The sequence below is a fragment of the Ancylobacter lacus genome, from assembly GCF_018390635.1.
GTDB lineage: Bacteria > Pseudomonadota > Alphaproteobacteria > Rhizobiales > Xanthobacteraceae > Ancylobacter > Ancylobacter lacus.
In genome coordinates, this window is the sequence record NZ_JAHBGE010000065.1 from 1 (window position 1) to 20565 (window position 20565).

The window sequence follows — 20565 nt, forward strand, 5'->3', positions numbered from 1 at the left end:
CCGCAGGCGCGGGCGCCGCCGCAGCAGGGGACGGCGCGGAGGCCTGGGCCGGCGCCGCCGGAGCGGAGGCGGCAGGTGCCGCGGGAGCGGACGCGGCGGGGGCCGGCGCGGCCTGTGCCGCGGCCGGCGGGGCGGACGCCTCGGGCTTGCCCTCGCCCGGACCGATGACCCGGCGCTTCACCTTCTCGACCACGACGGCCTTCGACCGGCCATGGCTGAAGCTCTGGCGGACGACGCCCTGCTCGACAGGCCTCTTGAGCGTCAGGGTCTTGCCACCCTGGCCAATCCCCTGGCCCACGCCCATCGTCTTCTCGCCGGGATTCTTCGTATCGGTCATTCGGTATCCGTTCCTCGGCATCCCTGCCTCATGCCGGGATGCGTCATTCCTGCGCGCCAGAAGCCTGTTCAGGCGCGCCAGCGCTCGAGCCGTCTTGTCCGCGCGAGAAAACCCACGCTCGTCGAATGCGCGAGCAGCGCAGCATGTACCACATTTGCCCGCCCTAGCGCCAAGTCCAATTGCGTTCCGGCAAGGCAGGTAATCCGGTCGATCCCGCGCCCCGTGTCCTCCCCGACACGGCGCGCCAGCGCGTCCAGCTTGCCCACCCCGTCCGGGGCAGCGTCGGCGGCGTGGACCAGCACCGCGACCGAGCCGCCGCGCAGGGCTTCCGCCACCTTGGTCGCCCCCGTCACCACCTGCCCCGCCTTGTTGGCGAGGGCGAGCGCGGCGAGCGCGTCCCGTTCCATCAGCGCCTCCACCAGGGTGGCGAGCGCCGGGCCCTGCGGCCCCGTCTCGATCCGGCCGCGACCCTTGAAGGCCCGGCCGAACGCCTTCCGGCGAATCGCCTCGGCCAGCGCCGGCCGGGTGGCGGTGAGCCAGGCCCCCCGCCCGGGCAGCCGGGCCGCGAGGTCCGGCACCACGCTGCCGTCCGGCGCGACCACGAAGCGCAGCAGCTCGTCGAGCGGCTTCACCTCGCGGGTGGCGATGCAGAACCGGGCCGGGGTGCGGCGGGCGGCGGCGGGACCGGCGTCGGTCTCGTCGGCGATGGCGCCATCGGCCCCATCGTCCACCTCACCGGCCTGATCCTCCACCCGATCGGCCTGCCGGCCAACCTCCTCCGCCGCGCGGCCCGGGTGTGTCATTCCCCCGCTCCGCCTCAGCCCTGCGCCTCGTCGAGGCCGGCCTCCTCGCCCTCCCCGGCGGCGGCAAGGTCGCCTTCCTCGATCCAGCCCGCCTTGACGCGGGCCTGCATGATAAGCCCTTCCGCCGCCTCGCGGGACAGCTCGAAACCGTCCAGCGCGCCGGCGATGCGGACGGTCTCGCCGTCCTTGCGCTCGGTCCAGCCGATCAGGTCGTCGGTGGCGCAGCCGGCGAGATCCTCGACCGTCTTGATGTCGTGCTCGCCGAGCGCGACCAGCATCGCCGAGGTGATGCCGGGAACCTCGCGCATCGCGTCCTCGACCCCGAGTTCGCGGCGGCGGGCGTCCAGCTCCTCCTCGATCTGGGCGAGATGGCCCAGCGCCCGGCTCTGCAGCTCCTGGGCGGTGTCCTCGTCGAAGCCCTCGATGCTCGTCAGCTCCGACAGCGGGACGTAAGCGAGCTCCTCGACCGAGGCGAAGCCCTCGGAGGCGAGGAGCTGGCCCATCATCTCGTCGAGATCGAGCGCCTCGGCGAACATCTTGGTGCGCTGGGCGAATTCCTTCTGCCGGCGCTCGCTCTCCTCCGCCTCGGTCATGATGTCGATGTCCCAGCCGGTGAGCTGGGACGCCAGGCGCACATTCTGACCGCGACGGCCGATCGCGAGGGACAATTGGGCATCGGGGACCACAACTTCAATACGCTCGCGGTCCTCGTCGAGCACGACCTTCACCACCTCGGCCGGGGCGAGGGCGTTGACGATGAAGGTCGCCACGTCCGTCGACCACGGGATGATGTCGATCTTCTCGCCCTGCAGCTCGTTCACCACCGCCTGCACGCGCGAGCCGCGCATGCCGACGCAGGCGCCGACCGGGTCCACCGAGGAATCCCGCGACGTCACCGCGATCTTGGCGCGCGAGCCGGGGTCGCGGGCGACCGCCTTGATCTCGACGATGCCGTCATAGATCTCCGGCACCTCCTGGGCGAACAGCTTCGCCATGAACTGGGGATGGGTGCGGGAGAGGAAGATCTGCGGGCCGCGCGGCTCGCGGCGCACGTCGTAGACATAGGCGCGGATGCGGTCGCCGGTCTTGAACACCTCGCGCGGCAGCAGCTCGTCACGGCGCAGCGAGCCTTCGCCGCGGCCGAGATCGACGACGACATTGCCGTATTCGACGCGCTTCACGGCGCCGTTCACGATCTCGCCGATGCGGTCCTTGTATTCCTCGTACTGGCGGTCGCGCTCGGCCTCGCGGACCTTCTGCACGATGACCTGCTTGGCGGACTGGGCGGCGATGCGGCCGAAATCGAAGGGCGGCAGGGTGTCGGCGATGGAATCGCCGATCTGCGCCGCCGGATTCAGCCGGCGTGCCTGATCCAGACCGATCTCGATCGCGTTGTTCTCCACCTGCTCCACCACGTGGAGATGCCGCGCGAGGCGCAGCTCGCCGGTGCGGGGGCTGATCTCGGCATGGATGTCGGTCTCCGCGCCATAGCGGGAGCGCGCCGCCTTGGCGATGGCGTCCTCCATGGCGGCGATGACGATGCCCCGGTCGATCGACTTCTCGCGGGCGACCGCGTCAGCGATCTGCAGAAGCTCGAGCCGGTTTGCGCTGACGACAGCCATCAATGCGTCTCCTTCGCGGTGGATCTGGCTTTGGCATTGGACTTCTTGCCGGGCTTCGCACCCGGCGGCTTGGGCCACGGCTTGGCCTTGGCCTTCAGCTTGCCGCGGACCGGCATCTTCTTGGCAGGCAGCACCCGCTGGGGCGCGTCTGCGTCCTCTTCGGCCTCCTCGGCGGCGTCGGCGATCTCCTCGTCGGTGATCTCGTCGCCGTCGACCTCGGTACCCTCACGCAGCGCCTTGTCGCGGCGCAGCGCCTCGCGGATCAGCGCCTCGGTGAGCACCAGGCGGGCTTCGCCGATGTCGGCGATCGGCAGGCGGATCGTGTCCGGCGCGCCCTCGCGCACATCCGGCAGCCGCAGCGTCGCCTCGCCCTGCTCGGCGCCGAGCAGGATACCGCGGAAACGCTTGCGGCCATCGAGCGGCACCGCCATCTCGACCTTCACGTCATGGCCGGCCCAGCGCACGAAATCGCCGAACCGCACCAGCGGACGGTCGATGCCCGGCGAGGACATCTCGAGATTGTAGGCGCCGGAGATCGGGTCCTCGACGTCGAGCACCGGCGAGATCGCCCGGCTGGAGGCCTCGCACTCGTCGATGCCGAAGGTTCCGTCCGGCCTCTCGGCCATGACCTGCACGGTGACGCCGTTGGTGCCGGAAATCTTCACCCGCACCAGCCGGAAGCCGAGACCCTCCAGAACCGGGCCAACGATGGCGGCGACCCGCGCGGCGGCGCCGGTTTCGATGATGAGGCGCGGCTCGTCGGCCGGAAAATCCGGGGCGCCGTTCGGGGTGTCGGTATCGGCTTCGCTCATGTTCCCTGCCCGGTGGTCCGGGCCCGCAATGCAAAAAGAGCGGGTTCCGCCGGAGGAACCCACCCTCAATCGACCGTATCCGATCGCTATGAGATGTGAAGGATGACGGCCCTTATACAGTCAATCCCGATACTTGCCAACCGCCGTCTTCAGCGCGGGCGACCCTCTTGCGCGGCCACGACGACACGGCCCGGGACGGGATACGCGCCGACGTCCTGAGCGTGAAACCGGCGGGAACCCTTGCCCCGCCCGGCGCCCGCGCGCATAAGCCGGCCATGAGCCCTTCCCACGCGATCCTCGATCCGTCCGTGCTGCGCGAGCGCGCGCCGGCCAAGGTGAACCTCACCCTCCGGGTGCTGGGGCGGCGGGTGGACGGCTATCACGAACTTGTCAGCGTGGTCGGCTTCGCCGGGACCGGCGACCGGCTGGCGTTGCGGCCCGGCCCGGCCCTGGCGCTGGAGGCAAGCGGGCCGGGTGCGGAGGCCACAGGGCCGGAGGGTGACAATCTCGTGGTACGGGCCGCGCAGGCCCTGGCGGCACGGGTGCCCGGCCTGCGGCTCGGCCGCTTCTTCCTCGACAAGCGGCTGCCGGTGGCCGCCGGGCTCGGCGGCGGCTCGGCGGATGCGGCGGCGGCGCTGCGGCTGCTCGCCCGCGCCAATGGCCTCGACCCCGCCGATCCACGCCTGTCCGCCGCGGCGGAGGCCACCGGCTCGGACGTTCCGGTGTGCCTGCCCGGGCAGGCGAGCTTGATGCGCGGGCGGGGCGAGCGGCTGGAGCGGCTGGCGCTGCCGCGCTTCGGGCTGCTGCTGGTGAACCCGCGCCTGCCGGTGCCGACCGGGCGGGTCTTCGCCGCGCTGGGCCTTGCCGCCGGCCAGACGCTCGCCGGGCCGCAGCACCCCGCCGCCTCCGCGCTGGAGCCGGAGCGGGAAAGGCTGGCCCGCCGGCTGGCCACCGTGCCGAACGATCTCGAGCCGGCCGCCCGGCGCCTCGTGCCCGGGCTGGACGCGGTGGCGGCGGCGCTGGCGGAGACGCCGGGCGTGCTGCTGGTGCGCATGTCCGGTTCGGGCGGGACGTTCTTCGGGCTCTATCCAGACTGCCGGGCGGCGGCGGCGGCCGGCAAGATCGTGGCCGCGCGCCGGCCGGACTGGTGGGTGAAGCCCACCGTGATCGGCTGAAGGGAGATGCCGCCGCGATGAGCCTGCCGCAGATGCCGACCCTGCTCGCCTTCGCGCTCGCCGCCCTCGCGGAAATCGCGGGCTGCTTCGCCTTCTGGGCGGTGGTGCGCTCGGGCGCGCCGGCGCTGTGGCTGCTGCCGGGCGCTGCGAGCCTGCTGGCCTTCGCCGCGCTGCTCACCCAGGTGGAGGCCAGCGCCGCGGGGCGCGCCTTCGCCACCTATGGCGGCGTCTACATCGCCGCCTCGCTGCTCTGGCTGTGGCTGGCCGAAGGGGTGCGCCCCGACCGCTGGGACCTGCTCGGCGGCGGCATCTGCCTCGCGGGCGCCGCCGTCATCCTGCTTGGCCCGCGCGGCTAGGCCGCCTGCCGCCATGGCTGGTGATCCCGCTCAGCGGGCGCGGGCGACGCAGAAATCGACGACCTCCAGCAGCGCCCGCTTGGCGGCGCCGTCGGCGAACAGGCCCAGCGCGTCCTTGGCGATGGCGCCATAGTGCCGGGCGCGGTCCACCGTGTCGGCAAGGGCGCGGTGGCGGCTGAGAAGCTCCATGGCGTGCTCGAGGTCGCCGTCGCGGATCTCGCCCTCCTCAAGGCAGCGCCGCCAGAAGCTGCGCTCCTCATCATTGCCACGGCGAAAGGCGAGGACGATCGGCAGGGTGATCTTTCCCTCGCGGAAATCGTCGCCGACATTCTTGCCGAGCTTGGCGCGGGAGCCGCCATAGTCCAGCGCGTCGTCGACGAGCTGGAAGGCGATGCCGAGATTCATGCCATAGCTGCGGCAGGCGGACTGTTCGGCCTTGGTGCGCTGGCCGATCACCGGGCCGACCTCGCAGGCGGCGGCGAACAGCTCGGCGGTCTTGCCGCGAATCACCGCGAGATACTCGTCCTCGGTGGTCGCGGTGTTCTTTGCGGCGGCGAGCTGGGCAACCTCGCCCTCCGCGATCACCACCGCCGCGGTGGAGAGAATGTCGAGGGCGCGCATGTTGCCGACCTCAACCATCATGCGGAAGGCCTGCCCGAGCAGGAAATCGCCCACCAGCACGCTGGCCTCGTTGCCCCAGAGCATCCGGGCGGCGAGCTTGCCGCGGCGCATCTCGCTGTCGTCAACCACGTCGTCGTGCAGCAGCGTCGCGGTGTGCATGAATTCGACGGAGGCGGCGAGCTTGACGTCGCCTTCGCCCTCATAGCCGGCGAGGCGCGCCGTGGCGAGGGTCAGCATCGGCCGGAGCCGCTTGCCGCCGGAGGAGATGAGGTGCGTTGCCACCTCGGGTATCATCGCCACGTCCGATCCCGTGCGCGACAGGATAAGCGCGTTCACATCCTCCATGCCGGAGCGGACGAGCTCGATGATACCCTCGATCGAGGGTTCGGCGACGGGGTCGAAGGGCACTACGACGGCCAAAGGCTTTATCCCAACTGTTGTGGCTGCACTAAAATGCGGGACGACGACAACTTCAAGTGCCCTACTTACGTTGGCGGTCGCCCAGGGAATCACCGGCAGGCGCGCCCCTCGCGCCGGACGGGACGGCGTGCCATGATCGCCTCATGCAGGAACTGTTACGCACCAACGACATCGTGTTGATCTCGGCGGTCGGATCGCTGCTCGCCGCGGCGGATATCCCCCACCATGTCGCCGATGGACACATGAGCGTGCTCGAGGGCTCGCTCGGGCTTCTGCCCCGCCGTCTCGTGGTGGCGGACGAGGACGCGATCCGCGCCCGGCGGCTGCTGAACGAGGCCGGCTTCGGCGATGACCTGGTCGGCTGACACACCGGAGGCCGGCGGCGACGTGACCGACGACGCCGTGCTGGGTGGCCGGCTGCGGCTGTTCCAGCCCGCGCGCGGGCACCGCGTCGGACATGACGCGATCCTTCTGGCGGCCTGCGTCGGGTCGAGCGCCCGTGAGGTGGTGGATCTCGGCGCCGGGGTCGGCTCGGCCGGCCTTGCCGTCGCCGTCCGGCTGCCGCTGGCGCGGGTGACGCTGGTCGAGATCCATCCGGCGAGTGCCGCGCTGGCGGCCCGCAATGCCGGCCGGCCGGAAAACCGGCTCGGCGGGCGGGTGGCCGTGGTCGAAGCCGACATTGCCCGGCTCGGCCTCGTCTCGGGTCCGCCGCTGCCGGCCGCGAGGGGTGCCGATACCGTCATTCTCAACCCGCCCTTCAACGATCCAACCCGCCATCGCGTCTCGCCGCGCGAGGCCCGCGCCCGCGCCCACAGCGCCGGCGACGAGGCGCTGGAGACGTGGCTGCGCGCGGCGGAGCGGCTGCTGGCCCCCGCCGGAGAGGTTCATCTCATTCACCGCCCGGAGGCGCTGGCGGCCGTGCTGGCGGCGCTGGAGGGCCGGTTCGGCGCGGTGCGGCTGCGGACGGTGCATCCCCGGCCGGACGCGCCCGCGGTACGGCTGCTGGCGAGCGCGGTGAAGGGCCGCCGGACGCCCCTCGCGCTCCTGCCGCCGCTGGTGCTCACCGGGGCGGACGGGCAGGCCCGGCCGGAGGCCGAGCGCCTGCTGCGCGAGGGCGAGGGCTTCTGAGCGGGCGAACCGTGGCCGGGCCAGCCCGCCATGGCCCCCCTGAGCGGCGGACGGCCGAGGGCCGCTTGAGACGGCGGGGCACAGGTCCTATTTCTGCACCATGTCCGATCTGTCCCTCTTCGCCCGACTGCGCCGCGGCCTCGAACCGCTCCTTCCCGCCCGCATGCGTTCCGGCGCGGTGGTCCCGGTGGTCCGCCTCAACGGCGCCATCGGCATGGCCGCGCCGCTGCGCCCCGGCCTCAACTTCGCCGGCGTGGCGAAGACGCTGGATCGCGCCTTCGCCGTCAAGGGCGCCAAGGCCGTCGCCCTCCTCATCAATTCGCCCGGCGGCTCGCCGGTGCAGTCGCATCTCATCTACCGGCGCATCCGCGCGCTGGCGGAGGAGAAGAACATCCCGGTCTTCGCCTTCGTCGAGGATGTCGCCGCCTCGGGCGGCTACATGCTCGCCTGCGCGGCCGACGAGATCATCGCCGACCGCTTCTCCATCGTCGGTTCGATCGGCGTCGTGAGCGCCGGCTTCGGCTTCGATCGGGCGATCGAGAAGCTCGGCATCGACCGCCGCGTCTACACCGCCGGCGAGCGCAAGGTGATCCTCGACCCGTTCCAGCCGGAAAAGCCGGAGGACATCCGCAAGCTGAAGACCCTGCAGCGCGAGATCCACGAGCATTTCGTCGGGCTGGTGCAGGAGCGGCGCGGCAATGTGCTGGTCGGGCCGGAAAAGACCGTTTTCTCCGGCGAGTTCTGGGCGGCGGGCCAGGCGCTGGAATATGGCCTTATCGACGCCCTCGGCGACCTCCGGTCGCATCTGCGCGCCCGTTACGGCGACAAGGTTTCAACCCCGCTCATCGAGGCGGGCGGCGGGCTGCTGTCGCGGCGGCGGCCCGGCGTGGGGTCCGCCTTCGGCGCCCCCCTCACCGAAGGGGGACTCGAGGCGATCGGGGGCGGCATCGCCGAGCGCCTGCTGACCGCCGCCGAGGAACGCGCGCTCTGGGGCCGGTTCGGCCTCTGACGCGCCGGCCATCCACGCACAGGAGATCGACCCGACATGCCGCCCTTCATCGTCCTCGCGCTCGGCGCCCTCGGCGCGGCCGCCCTGGCGAAACTGCTCGCGCATGAATCCCGCAGGGTGAACGCCGAGCTGGACGCCGGCCGCGCGGCAGAAGCCGACTCGGCACCGCGCGAAACCCTGCGGCGGGACGCCGATACCGGCGAGTATCGGCCGCACCGATCCTGAAGCGGGCGCCGATTAGACTTTCTCTAGTCTGGAAAGCCTTTGAATATCGCGGCTTTCATTACCGCGAATTCATTTTATCGGGGAATGGAAGGCGTTTATTGCTGGAAACGAGGCGCGGGCGGTGCGCCAAGGGGCCAGCATGCTGCAACGAACCGAAGCCGGACGGGACACGATGATCGCAACGCGGCGCCGCCGCCGGCGCTGGCCCTGGGTGGCCGCCCTGCTGGTGGCGGCCACGGCCGGCGCGGGCTGGTATGGCTGGCGGGCCGAAACCGGCGCCACCGCCACCCCGGCGCGGGAAACCGCGACGATCCAGCTCGGCGACATCGAGACCTCCGTCACCGCCATCGCCAACATACAGCCCAAGACCTATGTCGATGTCGGCACCCAGGTGTCGGGGCAGCTCCGCTCGGTGCTGCCCGATATCGGCGACATCGTGAAGAAGGGCGACCTGCTCGCCGAGATCGACCCGACGGTCTATCAGACCCGCGTCACCGGCGACCGCGCCAGCCTCGACAACCTCAAGGCCCAGCTGGCCCAGGCCGAGGCCCAGCTCGAACTCGACACGTTGCGCAGCCAGCGCGCGCAGGAGCTGCTCGCCCGCAGTTCCGGCAGCAAGGACGCCGCCGACGCCGCCACGGCCACGATGCGCATCAGCGCGGCCAAGATCGACGCGCTCAAGGCCCAGATCCAGCAGACCAAGGCGACCCTCGACGGCGATCTCGCCAATCTCGGCTACACCAAGATCTACGCGCCCATGGACGGCACGGTGGTGAGCCTCTCGGCCAAGCCCGGCCAGACCCTCAACGCCAACCAGAGCGCGCCCATTGTGTTGCGCATCGCCGACCTCCAGACCATGACGGTGACCGCGCAGGTGACCGAAGGCGATATACCGCGGGTGAAGGTCGGCATGCCGGCCTATTTCTCGACCCTCGGCCTGCCCGACCGGCGCTGGGAAGGCACTGTGCGGCAGGTCGAGCCGACCCCGACCATCGTCAACGACGTGGTGCTCTACAACGTGCTGATCGACGTGCCGAACAGCGACCTCACCCTGATGACCAACATGACCGCGCAGGTGTTCTTCCGGCTGGGCGAGGCCAGGCGCGTGCCGCTGGTGCCGGTGCAGGCGGTGCGGACGGGGCCGGACGGGCGCAGCTTCGTGCAGGTGGTCACGGGCTCGGGCGTCGAGCGGCGCGCGGTGAAGATCGGCCTGTCCAACCGGTCCATGGCGCAGGTGCTGGAAGGGCTGCAGCCGGGCGACACGGTGGTGGTGGGCGAGGGCGGCGGCCCGCGCGCGCCGGGCGGCGGCCAGCCACGCCCGCCCATGATGCCGCGGCTCGGGTGAGGCGGGCATGAGCGCGATTCTCGGGGCGACACATCCCGCCGGCCCGGCCGGCCCGGCCGGCGCCGCCTCCGGCATGGATGGCGCTCTGGTGCCGATCGTCGCGCTCGACGACGTCAGCCGGATCTATCCCAATGGCGAGACGGTGGTGCGGGCGCTCGACCGGGTGTCGCTCGCCATCCTGCCGGGCGAGTTCGTGGCCATCATGGGCCAGTCCGGCTCCGGCAAGTCGACGCTGATGAACATCGTCGGCTGCCTCGACCGGGCGTCCTCCGGCACCTACCGGGTGGCGGGCGTCGACGTGGCGGAACTGGATGCGGATGCGCTCGCGGCGCTGCGCTGCTCGACCTTCGGCTTCGTGTTCCAGCGCTACAACCTGCTGCCGGCACTGACCGCGGCGGAGAATGTCGAGATTCCCGCGGTCTATGCCGGCACGCCCAAGGCCGAGCGGGCGGAGCGCGCGCGCATGCTGCTCGCCCGGCTGGGGCTGCAAGCGCGGGTCGACCACACGCCCGGCCAGCTCTCCGGCGGCCAGCAGCAGCGCGTCTCCATCGCCCGCGCGCTGATGAACGCCGCGCCGGTCATCCTGGCCGACGAGCCCACCGGCGCGCTGGACAGCCGCAGCGGCGAGGACGTGCTCGCCCTGCTCGGCGAGCTGAACGCCGAAGGGCACACCGTCATCCTCATCACCCACGATCCCGACGTCGCCGCCCACGCCCACCGGATCGTGCGCTTCCAGGACGGCCGGATCGTCGAGGACGAGCGCCGCCGACCCGAGGCCGGGCGCCCGGCCCTGCCGGCCCACCGGCCGGCCGGCCCGGCGGGGATGATGCGCTTCCTGCCCGACCTCGCCGAGGCGGTGCGGATGGCCTTCGCCTCCATGCACGCCAATATCTTCCGCACCGCGCTGACGCTGCTGGGCATCGTCATCGGGGTGGCCTCGGTCATCACCATGCTGGCGGTCGGCGACGGGGGAAAGCGCAGCGTGCTGGAGCGCATCTCGCAGATCGGCACCAACCTGCTGGTGGTCCGCCCCGGCGCGCCCGGCATCCGCTCCAGCGGCGACAACGCCACCCTTCTGCCGGAGGATGCGGAGGCGCTGCGCAGCCTTCCCGGCATCGCCGCGGTGGCGCCGGAGCGCTCCGGCCGTTACACCCTGCGTTACGGCTCGAAAGACTATTTCACCCAGGTTACCGGCGCCTCCGCCGACTATCTGGAGGCGCGCGACTGGCCGCTGGCGAGCGGGGTGATGTTCAGCGCCGCCGACGTGCGCAGCTACGCCCCCGTCATCGTGCTGGGCCAGACCGTGGCGCACAACCTGTTCGGCGCGGAGGACCCCGTGGGGCGCTACGTGCTCGTCAAGAACGTGCCCTACGAGGTGCTTGGCGTGCTCGCTTCCAAGGGGGCGAACGCGTTCGGGCAGGACCAGGACGACGTGGCGCTGGTGCCGCTCTCCACCGGCTTCATGCGGCTCTATGGCCGGCGTTTCCTCAATTCGGTGACGGTGAAGGTGGCCGACAGCGGCGACATCCCCGCGGTGGAGGCCGCCATGCGCCGCCTCATCGCCGATCGGCACCAGGCCGAGGACTTCCAGATCCGCAACACCGCCCAGTTCCTCGAAACCGCGATCGAGACGCAGAACACGCTCACCCTCGTGCTCGGCTGCGTGGCGGCGATCTCGCTGCTCGTCGCCGGCATCGGGGTGATGAACATCATGCTGGTCGGCGTCACCGAGCGCACCCGCGAGATCGGCATCCGCATGGCCACGGGCGCGCGCATGAGCAACATCATGCTGCAGTTCAACACCGAGGCGCTGGTGGTGTGCGGCGTCGGCGGCGCGGTGGGGGTGGTGCTGGGCATCGGCGCGGCGCTGGGGCTGGAAGCGCTGGGGGTGAACATCGCGCTCTCGCTGGCGCCGGCCCTGCTCGCCTTCGCCTGCGCCTTCCTCACCGGCCTCGTCTTCGGCTACCTGCCGGCCCGCAAGGCGGCGCGGCTGGACCCCGTCGTGGCGCTCTCCTACGAGTAGCCCACGCGCTTTGCCCTTGCGGCGGGCGGTGCGAGCAAGTAGCCAAGCGCCAATCGGGAGAGAGAGCCGCGCATGAATGTGCTGTTGCTGGGTTCGGGTGGCCGCGAGCACGCCCTCGCGTGGAAACTGGCTTCGAGCGAGAAGCTCGGCAGGCTGATCGCCATTCCCGGCAATCCGGGCATCGCCCAATACGCCCAGTGCATGGAGACCATCCCCCTCACCGACCATGACGCCATCGTCACGGTGTGCGGCGCCGAGAAGATCGACCTCGTGGTGGTCGGCCCGGAAGCGCCGCTGGTCGAGGGCATCGCCGACCGGCTGGCGGCGGAGGGCATCGCCGTGTTCGGGCCCGGGCGCGCCGCCGCCCAGCTCGAAGGCTCCAAGCTCTTCACCAAGGAGCTGTGCAAGGCCCACGGCATTCCCACCGCCGCCTTCGGCCGCTTCTCCGATCCCGAGGCCGCCCGCGCCTTCATCGAGGCGCAGGGCGCCCCGATCGTGCTGAAGGCCGACGGCCTCATGGCCGGCAAGGGCGTGGTGGTGGCGATGACGCAGGCCGAGGCGCTGGCGGCGGTGGACGAGGTGTTCGCCATGGGTGGCAGCGGCCCCGAAATCCTCATCGAGGAATTCCTCGAAGGCGAGGAGGTGAGCTTCTTCTGCCTGGTGGACGGCGACACCGTGCTGCCGCTCGGCTCGGCGCAGGACCACAAGCGCGCCTTCGACGGCGACACCGGGCCGAACACCGGCGGCATGGGGGCCTATTCACCCGCCCCGGTCTTCACCGCCGACATCGAGCGGCGTACCCTCTCCGAGATCGTCAAACCCACCGCCCGGGCGCTGGCGGATGCCGGGGTCCCGTTCCGCGGCGTGCTGTTCGCGGGGCTGATGATCACCTCCGAAGGCCCGAAGCTGATCGAATACAATGTCCGCTTCGGCGATCCCGAATGCCAGGTGCTGATGAGCCGACTGGAGGGCGACCTGCTGGCGCTGCTCGCCTCCGTCGCCCGCGGCGAGCTGGCGGGGCAGAAGGTGGCGCTGCGCCCGGATGCGGCGATCTGCGTGGTGATGGCCGCGCGCGGCTATCCCGGCGACTATGCCCGGGGAACCCCGATCGGCAGCCTCATCGCGGCCGAGCGGGTGGAGGGGGTGCGCGTCTTCCATGCCGGCACCCGCAGCGAGGGCACCCGGCTGCTGGCCAATGGCGGGCGCGTGCTCGGCATCACCGCGACCGGTGCCAATGTCGCGGAAGCCCGCGAGCGGGCCTATGACGCCGTCGCCCGGATCGACTGGCCGGACGGATTTTGCCGCAGCGACATCGCCTGGCGGGCGCTGGGGGCCTGATTCCACGCCTCATCGCGGCGACAGCTTCAAACTATCGCCGTGTTGGAGGGTTAAGGGCATAACCGCTCCGTTCGACGGCCCGGCCTGCCGGACCGCGCGTTCTGCCTTTAACCCGATCGGGGGACGTCGGCCGCACCGGCCGGCATCACCGTCGGCCTCGCCTCGAATGGCCCGCCATGGACACGCTGCACCACACCTTTCAGAGCCCGCCCGGCGGGACCGCCGGGGGCGAGCCCCCGGCCGAACACCGGCCGGCCGGGCCGCGCATCGCGGTGGCGCTCGGCTCGGGCGGCGCCCGCGGTCTCGCCCACATCCTGGTGCTGGAGGCGCTGGACGAGATGGGCCTGCGCCCCGTCGCCATCGCCGGCACCTCGATCGGTGCGCTGGTCGGCGCGGTCTATGCCTCAGGCGTCCCCGCGCGGGAGGTGCGCCACCTCGCGACCAGCTACCTGCGCAACCGCGGCGAGGTCATGGGGCAGCTGCTGGCGGCCCGCGTCGGGCGCATCGCCGACCTGTTCAGCGGGCGCGGCAATCCCGTGCTGATCGACGGCGAGACCTTCGTGGAGGCGATGCTGCCGCAGGTGGTGCCGGACACGTTCGAGCAGCTGCAGATTCCGCTGAAGGTGGTGGCCACCAACTACTGGGCGCGCGGCGAGGCGGTGTTCGAGCACGGCGCCGTCCGCCCCGCGGTGGCGGCCTCCATCGCCATTCCCGGCCTCATCCGCCCGGTCGCCCATGCCGGCAGGGTGCTGGTCGACGGTGGTGCGGTGAACCCGCTGCCGTTCGACCTGCTGCGGAACGCGGCCGATCTGGTGCTCGCGGTGGACATCACCGGCGGCCCGAGCGGGGAAGCCCGCGGCGTGCCCGGCGCCTTCGAGGCGATGTTCGCGACCCTGCAGATCATGGCCAGCACCATTGTGGGCGAGAAGCTGAAATCGGGCGCCCCGGACATCCTCATCCGCCCCAATGTCGATGCCTTCCGGGTGCTGGACTTCTTCCGCGCCACCGCCATCCTGAAGGCGGCCGAGCCGGTGAAGGACGAGGTGAAGCGCCGGCTGGAAGCCGCGCTCACCTGAGCGCGCCCGGACGCCCTGCATTGCCGCCGCGCGAGGAACACGGGAAATTCATCGCCGTCGCGCCCGGCTGACGCTCCGGCAGCGTCATTTCGCAGCCTTTTACGCCGTTGACGCGGGGCCGGCCGCTCGGCGAGCGTGTCGGCCCCGCCGCCAAGCCGGAGACGCCCGGTGCACCCCAGACTGCTCGCGACCGCGCTCGCCGCCGCCTTCGTCCTCGCCTCGGCCCTGCCGACGCGGGCCAATGACGACGTCCTGCGCCGCACCGCCGATCCCGCCCAGCAGGTGCTGCAGACGGTGGACTACGCCAACACCCGCTATTCCCGGCTCGACCAGATCGACACCGGCAATGTCGGCCGGCTGAAGGTGGCGTGGACCTTCTCCACCGGCGTGCTGCGCGGCCATGAAGGGGCGCCGCTGGTGGTGGACGGGGTGATGTATGTGCACACCCCGTTCCCCAATGTCGTCTACGCCCTCGACCTCGACGCGGACGGGCGCATCCTGTGGAAATACGAGCCGAAGCAGACGTCGGACGTCGCCGCCATCATGTGCTGCGACCTGGTCTATCGCGGCCTCGCCTATGCCGACGGCATGGTCTTCCTGCACCAGAACGACACCACCCTCGTCGCGCTCGATGCCAGGACCGGCGCGGTGCGCTGGAGCGTCGCCAATGGCGATCCCAGGCTCGGGGAATCCAACACCGCCACGGTGATGCCGGTAAAGGACAAAGTGATCGTCGGTATCGCGGGAGCGGAATTCGGCGCCCGCGGGCATATCAGCGCCTACAACATCAAGGACGGCTCGCTCGCCTGGCGGGCCTGGAGCACGGGGCCGGATTCCGACCTGCTGGTCGACCCGGAGAAGACCACCGAGCTAGGCCGGCCGATCGGCAAGGATTCCTCGCTCAAGAGCTGGGAAGGCGACCAGTGGAAGATCGGCGGCGGGGCCACCTGGGGCTGGTTCGCCTACGATCCGACGCTCAACCTCGTCTATTACGGCACCGCCAACCCCGCGACCTGGAATCCCTCGCAGCGGCCGGGCGACAACAAATGGTCCATGACCATCTTCGCCCGCGACGCCGACACCGGCATGGCGCGCTGGGTCTACCAGATGACGCCCCACGACCAGTGGGATTATGACGGCGTCAACGAGATGATCCTGACCGATCAGGAGATCGACGGGCATCCCACCCCGCTGCTTACCCATTTCGACCGCAACGGCTTCGCCTACACCCTCAACCGCGCCACCGGCGAGCTGCTGCGGGCGGCCCCCTTCGAGCCGACCGTGAACTGGGCCCGCGGCGTCGACCTCGACCGGGCAAGCCCCAGCTATGGCCGGCCGCTGGTCGACCCCGCCCACTCCACCGAGACCGAGGGCGAGGACGTGACCTATTCCGGCATCTGCCCCGCCGCGCTCGGCGCCAAGAACCAGCAGCCCGCGGCCTATTCGCCGCAGACACGGCTGTTCTACGTGCCGACCACCCGCATGTGCATGGATTACGAGCCGTTCCACGTCGATTACGTCGCCGGCCAGCCTTATGTCGGGGCCACGCTGACCATGTATCCCGCGCCCGGCAGCGATGGCCGCACCGGCGCGCTCACCGCGTGGGACGCGGTGGCGGGGCGGGCGGCCTGGACCGCGCCGGAACGCTTCTCGGTCTGGTCCGGGGCGCTGGCCACCGCCGGCGGCGTGGTGTTCTACGGCACGCTGGAAGGCTATCTGAAGGCCGTCGACGCCCGCACCGGACGCGAGCTGTTCCGCTTCAGGACGCCCTCGGGCATCGTCGGCAATGTGATGACCTATGCGCATCGCGGCCGGCAATATGTCGCCGTGCTTTCCGGTATCGGCGGCTGGGCCGGCATCGGGCTGGCCGCCGGCCTCACCGACCCCAATGCCGGCTCCGGCGCCGGGCAGGCCTATGGCGCGCTGACCAGCTACACCAATCTCGGCGGCCAGCTCACCGTCTTCGCCCTGCCGGATGCGCCGTGAACCCTCAGCGCCGTTCGCGGAAGAAGCCGCGCAGCAGCGCCGCCGCCTCGCTTTCGCCGAGGCCGCCATAGATTTCCGGCCGGTGGTGGCAGGTCGGCTGCGAGAAGAACCGCACGCCGCTCTCCACCGCCCCGCCCTTGGGGTCGGCGGCGGCGTAGTAGAGCCGGCGCAGCCGCGCCCAGGCGATGGCGCCCGCGCACATGGTGCAGGGCTCGAGCGTCACATAGAGATCGCAGGACGCGAGCCGGTCGGTGCCGAGCCGCGCCGCGCCCGCGCGCAGCACCAGCATTTCGGCATGGGCGGTGGGGTCGGCCAGCTCGCGTGTGCGGTTGCCATCGGCCGCCAGCACCACCCCCTCGCACACCAGCACCGCCCCGATCGGCACCTCGCCGCGTGCCGCCGCGTCGCGGGCCTGTTCCAGCGCCCGCTGCATGAAACCGGGCCCCGCCGGGCCGGGCCGCGTACCCGCTTGCGTCAAAGGCTCGCCTCGCTTCGCCGAACGTGATAGCACCGCCGACCCGATACCGGATCGCACCCCATGCCCAAAAAGCCGTCGCCCCGCAAGGACCAGAACCGCGTGCCCCGCGCCGCCCGCGCCCTCACGCCGGTCGAACCCCGCGAGGCGGAGCGGATCGCGAAGGTCATCGCCCGCGCCGGCCTCGGCTCGCGGCGCGAGATCGAGGAATGGATCACCGCCGGACGGGTGGCCGTGAACGGCGAGGTGCTGGCGAGCCCGGCCCGCACCGTGACCGCCGCGGATATCATCGAGGTGGACGGCAAGCCGCTGCCGGCCCGGGAGCGCACACGGCTGTTCATCTACCACAAGCCGCGCGGCGTGGTGACGACCAACTATGACCCCGAAGGGCGCCCCACCCTGTTCGAGATCCTGCCGGCCGGGCTGCCGCGGCTGGTCTCGGTCGGCCGGCTCGACCTCAACACCGAAGGGCTGATCCTGCTCACCAACGATGGCGGCCTCGCCCGGGTGCTGGAGCTGCCGGAAACCGGCTGGCTGCGGCGCTACCGCGTGCGCGCCAAGGGCTCGGTCACCCAGGACAAGCTCGACGCGCTGATCCAGGGCATCACGGTGGACGGCGTCCATTACGGCCCGATCGAGGCGACGATCGACCGGGTGCAGGGCGCCAATTCCTGGCTCACCCTGGCGCTGCGCGAGGGCAAGAACCGCGAGGTGCGCAACGTGCTCGGCGCGCTGGGGCTGGAGGTCAACCGGCTGATCCGGCTGTCCTACGGCCCGTTCCAGCTGGCCGAACTGCCGCAGGGCGAGGCGGAGGAGGTCCGCACCCGCGTGCTGGCCGACCAGCTCGGCCCCGAGCTGACTGCCGCCGCGGGCGCCGACTTCACCGGCCCGATCTTCGATCACGCCGCCGCCGAGGAGGCCGAGGAGGACGCCCTCGACCGGCCGGAGAAGACTGCCCCGCGCGGCAGGCCGGCCCGTGCCGCGAAGGGCGAGCCGAAACCGGCGGGCGAAGCGCCGCGCCGCAAGCCGATCTCGACGGAGCCTTCCGCCGAGAAGACCGTCAGCGCCGGCATCCTCGCCGACCGCCGGGGCCGCAAGGTGCTGGTGCAGCGCGTGCGCTCCAACGAGCCCGCGCCCGTGCCGGAGGAGCCCCGCCGGGCGCCGCGCCGCGAGGCCGATGACGGCCGTTCCGCCCGCCCCCGCGCCGCGCGCGCCGACCGCAGCGAAGGCGGCGAGCGCACCTTCCGCCCGCGTCCGGCCCGGCCCGAGGGCGAGGCGAGCGACCGGCCGTTCCGCGAGCGTACTCCGCGCCCGGAGCAGGGCGAGCGCCCCTTCCGCCCCCGCACCCCGCGTCCTGAGGGCGCAGAGGGAGAACGGCCGTTCCGTGCCCGTGGCCCGCGCCGCGAGGGCGAGGCGGCCGACCGCCCGTTCCGCGAGCGCGCCCCGCGCCCGGAGCAGGGCGAACGCCCCTTCCGCCCCCGCACCCCGCGTCCTGAAGGCACTGAGGGTGAACGGCCGTTCCGTGCCCGTGGCCCCCGCCGCGAGGGCGAGGCGGCCGACCGCCCGTTCCGCGAACGCGCCCCGCGCCCGGAGCAGGGCGAGCGTAATTTCCGCCCCCGCACCCAGCGTCCCGAGGGCACTGAGGGCGAGCGGCCGTTCCGCGAGCGCGCCCCGCGCCCGGAGCAGGGCGAACGCCCCTTCCGCCCCCGCACCCCGCGTCCTGAAGGCACTGAGGGCGAGCGCCCCTTCCGCGCCCGTGGCCCGCGCCGCGAGGGCGAGGCGGCCGACCGCCCGTTCCGCGAGCGCGCCCCGCGCCCGGAGCAGGGCGAACGCCCCTTCCGCCCCCGCACCCCGCGTCCCGAGGGCGCCGAGGGTGAACGGCCGTCGCGGCCGCGCCCGCAGGGAGCCGGCAGCGGCCGGCCCTATAGCGGCCGTGTGAAATCCGAACAGTCGCGGTTCGGCGGGAAAAACGCCGGTGGCAAGGGCTCCGACGGCAAGGGTTTCGCCGGCAAGGGCGCCGGTGGCAAGCCTTCCGGCGGGCGCCCGGCCGGCAAGGGGCCGGGGCCGCGCCCCGGTGGTTCCGGCAAGGGGCCCGGCCGTCCCGGCGGGTCGGGGCCGCGCGGCCCACGCCCGCCGCGCGGCTGATCGGGACGTCGCGCCATGCGCATCGTCGGCGGCCGCTTCCGGGGCCGCACCCTCAGGACGCCGTCCTCCCAGGCCACCCGCCCCACCACGGACCGGCTGCGGGAGGCGATCTTCAACGTGCTGGCGCACGCCTATGGCGACGCCGCCACCGACGCCAAGGTGCTGGACCTGTTCGCCGGCACCGGCGCCCTGGGGCTGGAGGCGATCTCGCGCGGGGCGGCCTTCGCCATCTTCGTCGAGGAGGCGGCCGAGCCGCGCGGGCTGATCCGCGCCAATGTCGAGGCGCTGGGGCTGGGCGGCATCACCCGCATCTTCCGGCGCGACGCCACGCGGCTGGGCGAGGCCATGGCGGGGGATGCCTTCGACCTCGTGTTCTGCGACCCACCCTATGGCAAGGGCCTCGCCGAGGCCGCGCTGGCGGGGGCGCTGGCCGGGCGCTGGCTCGCCCCGGCGGCGCTGGTGGTGGTGGAAGAGGCGGCCGAGCCCGGCTTCGTCACCCCGGACGGCTTCGAGGAGCTGGAACGCCGCCGCTACGACGCCACCGAGGTGACCTTCCTGCGGGCGCCCGGCTGAGGCGCCCGATCCGCCTCAGGCCACCTCCTCGACGGCGGCGAGGATGCGCTCGATGTCTTCCGGCCGCGACAGCCGGTGGTCGCCGTCCTTCACCAGCGTCAGCACCACATCGTCTTCGGCGAGGCAGCTCACCAGCCGCAGCGCGTGCTGCCACGGCACGTCCGGGTCCGCCACGCCCTGGAGGATCCGCACCGGGCAGCCCACCGCGAAAGGGGCGCCGAGCACGAGGTTGCGGCGGCCGTCCTCGATCAGCCCGCGGGTGATGACCATGCCCGGCCCATATTCTGAGGGCCGCACCCAGCGGCCCTCCTGCATCAGCGTGGCGCGCACCTCCTCCGGCATCGCCTTCCACATCAGCTCCTCGGTGAAGTCCGGCGCCGGGGCGATCAGCACCAGCGCGCCCAGCTTCGCCTGTGCCTGCGGTCCCCGCGCGGCGAGCGCCCGCGCCAGCAGCAGCGCGATCCAGCCGCCCATCGAGGAACCCACCACCACCTGCGGCCGGGTGCAGACGGTGTCGAACACCGCCAGCGCCTCCTCCGCCCAGCGCGAAAGGGTGCCCTGCTCGAAATCGCCGCCGGATTCGCCGTGGCCGGAATAGTCGAAGCGCACGACGCGCCGGCCCTGCGCGGCGCCCCAGGCGTCGAGCGCCACCGCCTTGGTGCCGCGCATGTCGGAGAGGAAGCCGCCGCACCACAGCAGCCCCGGCCGGTCGGCACTACCGTCTCGAACCCGCACGGCGATGGCGCGGGCGTCGTCGCCGACGGAGAGAAACTGGGGAAGATCGGCATCCATGGCGGCTGTCCAGGCTGGCGGGGACGGGAGGGTGGAAGGGAGAACCGGCGATTCGACCGCTTCCTGCGTTCGACCTCTCCTTGCTAGAGCACCGGCGGGGCGGACGGCAACGCGGGCGGGGTCCTGCCACGGCTTTCACCGCAACGGCGAAGGTCCCGCGCCGCGATGATCCGGCAGCGGCCCCCGCCGGGGGACCGAGGGAGGCCGTTTGCGGGACCGATGCCCTTGAACAAGGCAGCCCGCATGCCCAGTTGCTGCGACGCAGCGCATGCGTTCGGCTTAGCAGCACGTCATCCCGTTGACT

Annotated in this window: 20 protein-coding genes; 13 read left to right on the forward strand and 7 right to left on the reverse strand. The window is 72.0% G+C overall.

Going from position 1 to position 20565, the window contains the following annotated elements:
• The 4 genes from KHC27_RS16385 to rimP all read right to left on the reverse strand — a co-directional run.
• On the reverse strand, nucleotides 1-337 hold a 337-nt coding region (locus tag KHC27_RS16385), incomplete at its 3' end, for a translation initiation factor IF-2 associated domain-containing protein (protein ID WP_213340470.1).
• A gap of 68 nt (nucleotides 338-405) precedes the next feature.
• Nucleotides 406-1140 carry an RNA-binding protein gene (locus KHC27_RS16390; RefSeq protein ID WP_213340471.1) on the reverse strand — a complete coding sequence of 245 codons (735 nt, stop codon included), beginning with the start codon at nucleotides 1138-1140 and terminating at the stop codon, nucleotides 406-408.
• A gap of 14 nt (nucleotides 1141-1154) precedes the next feature.
• Nucleotides 1155-2762, reverse strand: a complete 1608-nt coding sequence (gene nusA / locus KHC27_RS16395) for a transcription termination factor NusA (protein ID WP_213340472.1) — start codon at nucleotides 2760-2762, stop codon at nucleotides 1155-1157.
• Complete coding sequence (gene rimP, locus KHC27_RS16400; RefSeq protein ID WP_213340473.1) at nucleotides 2762-3574, reverse strand: ribosome maturation factor RimP; 813 nt, start codon at nucleotides 3572-3574, stop codon at nucleotides 2762-2764. Before rimP ends, nusA begins: the two co-directional genes overlap by 1 nt.
• Nucleotides 3575-3849: 275 nt before the next feature.
• Between rimP and KHC27_RS16405 the strand changes: the two genes are divergently transcribed.
• Together KHC27_RS16405 and KHC27_RS16410 are read left to right on the forward strand one after the other, a co-directional pair.
• On the forward strand, nucleotides 3850-4749 hold the full coding sequence (locus tag KHC27_RS16405; RefSeq protein ID WP_213340474.1) for a 4-(cytidine 5'-diphospho)-2-C-methyl-D-erythritol kinase: 900 nt from the start codon (nucleotides 3850-3852) through the stop codon (nucleotides 4747-4749).
• Between the two features lie 32 nt (nucleotides 4750-4781).
• Nucleotides 4782-5105, forward strand: a complete 324-nt coding sequence (locus tag KHC27_RS16410) for a YnfA family protein (RefSeq protein ID WP_213340524.1) — start codon at nucleotides 4782-4784, stop codon at nucleotides 5103-5105.
• A gap of 30 nt (nucleotides 5106-5135) precedes the next feature.
• Here KHC27_RS16410 and KHC27_RS16415 read toward each other — a convergent pair whose 3' ends face one another.
• The gene (locus KHC27_RS16415) at nucleotides 5136-6146 is read right to left on the reverse strand and encodes a polyprenyl synthetase family protein (RefSeq protein ID WP_213340475.1); all 1011 of its coding nucleotides are present in this window, start codon (nucleotides 6144-6146) and stop codon (nucleotides 5136-5138) included.
• Nucleotides 6147-6289: 143 nt separating this feature from the next.
• Between KHC27_RS16415 and KHC27_RS16420 the strand changes: the two genes are divergently transcribed.
• From KHC27_RS16420 to KHC27_RS16460, 9 genes are all read left to right on the forward strand, one after another.
• The gene (locus tag KHC27_RS16420; RefSeq protein ID WP_213340476.1) at nucleotides 6290-6511 is read left to right on the forward strand and encodes a putative signal transducing protein; all 222 of its coding nucleotides are present in this window, start codon (nucleotides 6290-6292) and stop codon (nucleotides 6509-6511) included.
• Nucleotides 6495-7274, forward strand: a complete 780-nt coding sequence (locus KHC27_RS16425; RefSeq protein WP_213340477.1) for a tRNA1(Val) (adenine(37)-N6)-methyltransferase — start codon at nucleotides 6495-6497, stop codon at nucleotides 7272-7274. The genes KHC27_RS16420 and KHC27_RS16425 overlap by 17 nt, the downstream gene beginning before the upstream one ends.
• A 100-nt stretch (nucleotides 7275-7374) precedes the next feature.
• Complete coding sequence (locus KHC27_RS16430; RefSeq protein ID WP_213340478.1) at nucleotides 7375-8283, forward strand: S49 family peptidase; 909 nt, start codon at nucleotides 7375-7377, stop codon at nucleotides 8281-8283.
• Between the two features lie 36 nt (nucleotides 8284-8319).
• Entirely contained in the window at nucleotides 8320-8508 is a 189-nt protein-coding gene (locus KHC27_RS16435; RefSeq protein ID WP_213340479.1) for a hypothetical protein, read from the forward strand.
• 172 nt (nucleotides 8509-8680) lie between these two features.
• Nucleotides 8681-9853: an efflux RND transporter periplasmic adaptor subunit gene (locus KHC27_RS16440; protein ID WP_246520018.1), complete on the forward strand. Its 1173-nt coding sequence runs from the start codon at nucleotides 8681-8683 to the stop codon at nucleotides 9851-9853.
• A gap of 73 nt (nucleotides 9854-9926) precedes the next feature.
• Nucleotides 9927-11876 carry a MacB family efflux pump subunit gene (locus KHC27_RS16445; RefSeq protein WP_213340525.1) on the forward strand — a complete coding sequence of 650 codons (1950 nt, stop codon included), beginning with the start codon at nucleotides 9927-9929 and terminating at the stop codon, nucleotides 11874-11876.
• 72 nt (nucleotides 11877-11948) lie between these two features.
• The gene (purD, locus tag KHC27_RS16450) at nucleotides 11949-13214 is read left to right on the forward strand and encodes a phosphoribosylamine--glycine ligase (protein WP_213340481.1); all 1266 of its coding nucleotides are present in this window, start codon (nucleotides 11949-11951) and stop codon (nucleotides 13212-13214) included.
• Nucleotides 13215-13390: 176 nt separating this feature from the next.
• Entirely contained in the window at nucleotides 13391-14290 is a 900-nt protein-coding gene (locus tag KHC27_RS16455; RefSeq protein ID WP_213340482.1) for a patatin-like phospholipase family protein, read from the forward strand.
• Nucleotides 14291-14470: 180 nt separating this feature from the next.
• Nucleotides 14471-16276 carry a methanol/ethanol family PQQ-dependent dehydrogenase gene (locus tag KHC27_RS16460; protein ID WP_213340526.1) on the forward strand — a complete coding sequence of 602 codons (1806 nt, stop codon included), beginning with the start codon at nucleotides 14471-14473 and terminating at the stop codon, nucleotides 16274-16276.
• A gap of 4 nt (nucleotides 16277-16280) precedes the next feature.
• Here the strand turns inward: KHC27_RS16460 and KHC27_RS16465 are convergent, their stop codons facing one another.
• Nucleotides 16281-16709 (reverse strand): nucleoside deaminase, encoded by a 429-nt coding sequence (locus KHC27_RS16465; protein ID WP_213340483.1) that lies wholly within the window; start codon nucleotides 16707-16709, stop codon nucleotides 16281-16283.
• Between the two features lie 105 nt (nucleotides 16710-16814).
• Here KHC27_RS16465 and KHC27_RS16470 point away from each other — a divergent pair, with 105 nt between their 5' ends.
• A complete protein-coding gene (locus KHC27_RS16470; RefSeq protein WP_213340484.1) occupies nucleotides 16815-18896 on the forward strand; it encodes a pseudouridine synthase in 2082 nt (693 codons plus the stop codon).
• Between the two features lie 15 nt (nucleotides 18897-18911).
• Nucleotides 18912-19469, forward strand: a complete 558-nt coding sequence (gene rsmD / locus KHC27_RS16475) for a 16S rRNA (guanine(966)-N(2))-methyltransferase RsmD (RefSeq protein WP_213340485.1) — start codon at nucleotides 18912-18914, stop codon at nucleotides 19467-19469.
• Between the two features lie 15 nt (nucleotides 19470-19484).
• On the opposite strand, the gene KHC27_RS16480 is transcribed toward rsmD, so the two are convergent.
• A complete protein-coding gene (locus tag KHC27_RS16480; protein WP_213340486.1) occupies nucleotides 19485-20261 on the reverse strand; it encodes an alpha/beta hydrolase in 777 nt (258 codons plus the stop codon).
• Nucleotides 20262-20565: the final 304 nt, after the last annotated feature.

What these genes read in the sequence shown, in the direction of transcription:
- KHC27_RS16390 (WP_213340471.1), bottom strand. Translation starts at nt 1,140, where the DNA reads ATGACACACCCGGGCCGCGCGGCGGAGGAGGTTGGCCGGCAGGCCGAT.
- nusA (WP_213340472.1), bottom strand. Translation starts at nt 2,762, where the DNA reads ATGGCTGTCGTCAGCGCAAACCGGCTCGAGCTTCTGCAGATCGCTGAC.
- rimP (WP_213340473.1), bottom strand. Translation starts at nt 3,574, where the DNA reads ATGAGCGAAGCCGATACCGACACCCCGAACGGCGCCCCGGATTTTCCG.
- KHC27_RS16405 (WP_213340474.1), top strand. Translation starts at nt 3,850, where the DNA reads ATGAGCCCTTCCCACGCGATCCTCGATCCGTCCGTGCTGCGCGAGCGC.
- KHC27_RS16410 (WP_213340524.1), top strand. Translation starts at nt 4,782, where the DNA reads ATGCCGACCCTGCTCGCCTTCGCGCTCGCCGCCCTCGCGGAAATCGCG.
- KHC27_RS16420 (WP_213340476.1), top strand. Translation starts at nt 6,290, where the DNA reads ATGCAGGAACTGTTACGCACCAACGACATCGTGTTGATCTCGGCGGTC.
- KHC27_RS16425 (WP_213340477.1), top strand. Translation starts at nt 6,495, where the DNA reads ATGACCTGGTCGGCTGACACACCGGAGGCCGGCGGCGACGTGACCGAC.
- KHC27_RS16430 (WP_213340478.1), top strand. Translation starts at nt 7,375, where the DNA reads ATGTCCGATCTGTCCCTCTTCGCCCGACTGCGCCGCGGCCTCGAACCG.
- KHC27_RS16435 (WP_213340479.1), top strand. Translation starts at nt 8,320, where the DNA reads ATGCCGCCCTTCATCGTCCTCGCGCTCGGCGCCCTCGGCGCGGCCGCC.
- KHC27_RS16440 (WP_246520018.1), top strand. Translation starts at nt 8,681, where the DNA reads ATGATCGCAACGCGGCGCCGCCGCCGGCGCTGGCCCTGGGTGGCCGCC.
- KHC27_RS16445 (WP_213340525.1), top strand. Translation starts at nt 9,927, where the DNA reads ATGGATGGCGCTCTGGTGCCGATCGTCGCGCTCGACGACGTCAGCCGG.
- purD (WP_213340481.1), top strand. Translation starts at nt 11,949, where the DNA reads ATGAATGTGCTGTTGCTGGGTTCGGGTGGCCGCGAGCACGCCCTCGCG.
- KHC27_RS16455 (WP_213340482.1), top strand. Translation starts at nt 13,391, where the DNA reads ATGGACACGCTGCACCACACCTTTCAGAGCCCGCCCGGCGGGACCGCC.
- KHC27_RS16465 (WP_213340483.1), bottom strand. Translation starts at nt 16,709, where the DNA reads ATGCAGCGGGCGCTGGAACAGGCCCGCGACGCGGCGGCACGCGGCGAG.
- KHC27_RS16470 (WP_213340484.1), top strand. Translation starts at nt 16,815, where the DNA reads ATGCCCAAAAAGCCGTCGCCCCGCAAGGACCAGAACCGCGTGCCCCGC.
- rsmD (WP_213340485.1), top strand. Translation starts at nt 18,912, where the DNA reads ATGCGCATCGTCGGCGGCCGCTTCCGGGGCCGCACCCTCAGGACGCCG.
- KHC27_RS16480 (WP_213340486.1), bottom strand. Translation starts at nt 20,261, where the DNA reads ATGGATGCCGATCTTCCCCAGTTTCTCTCCGTCGGCGACGACGCCCGC.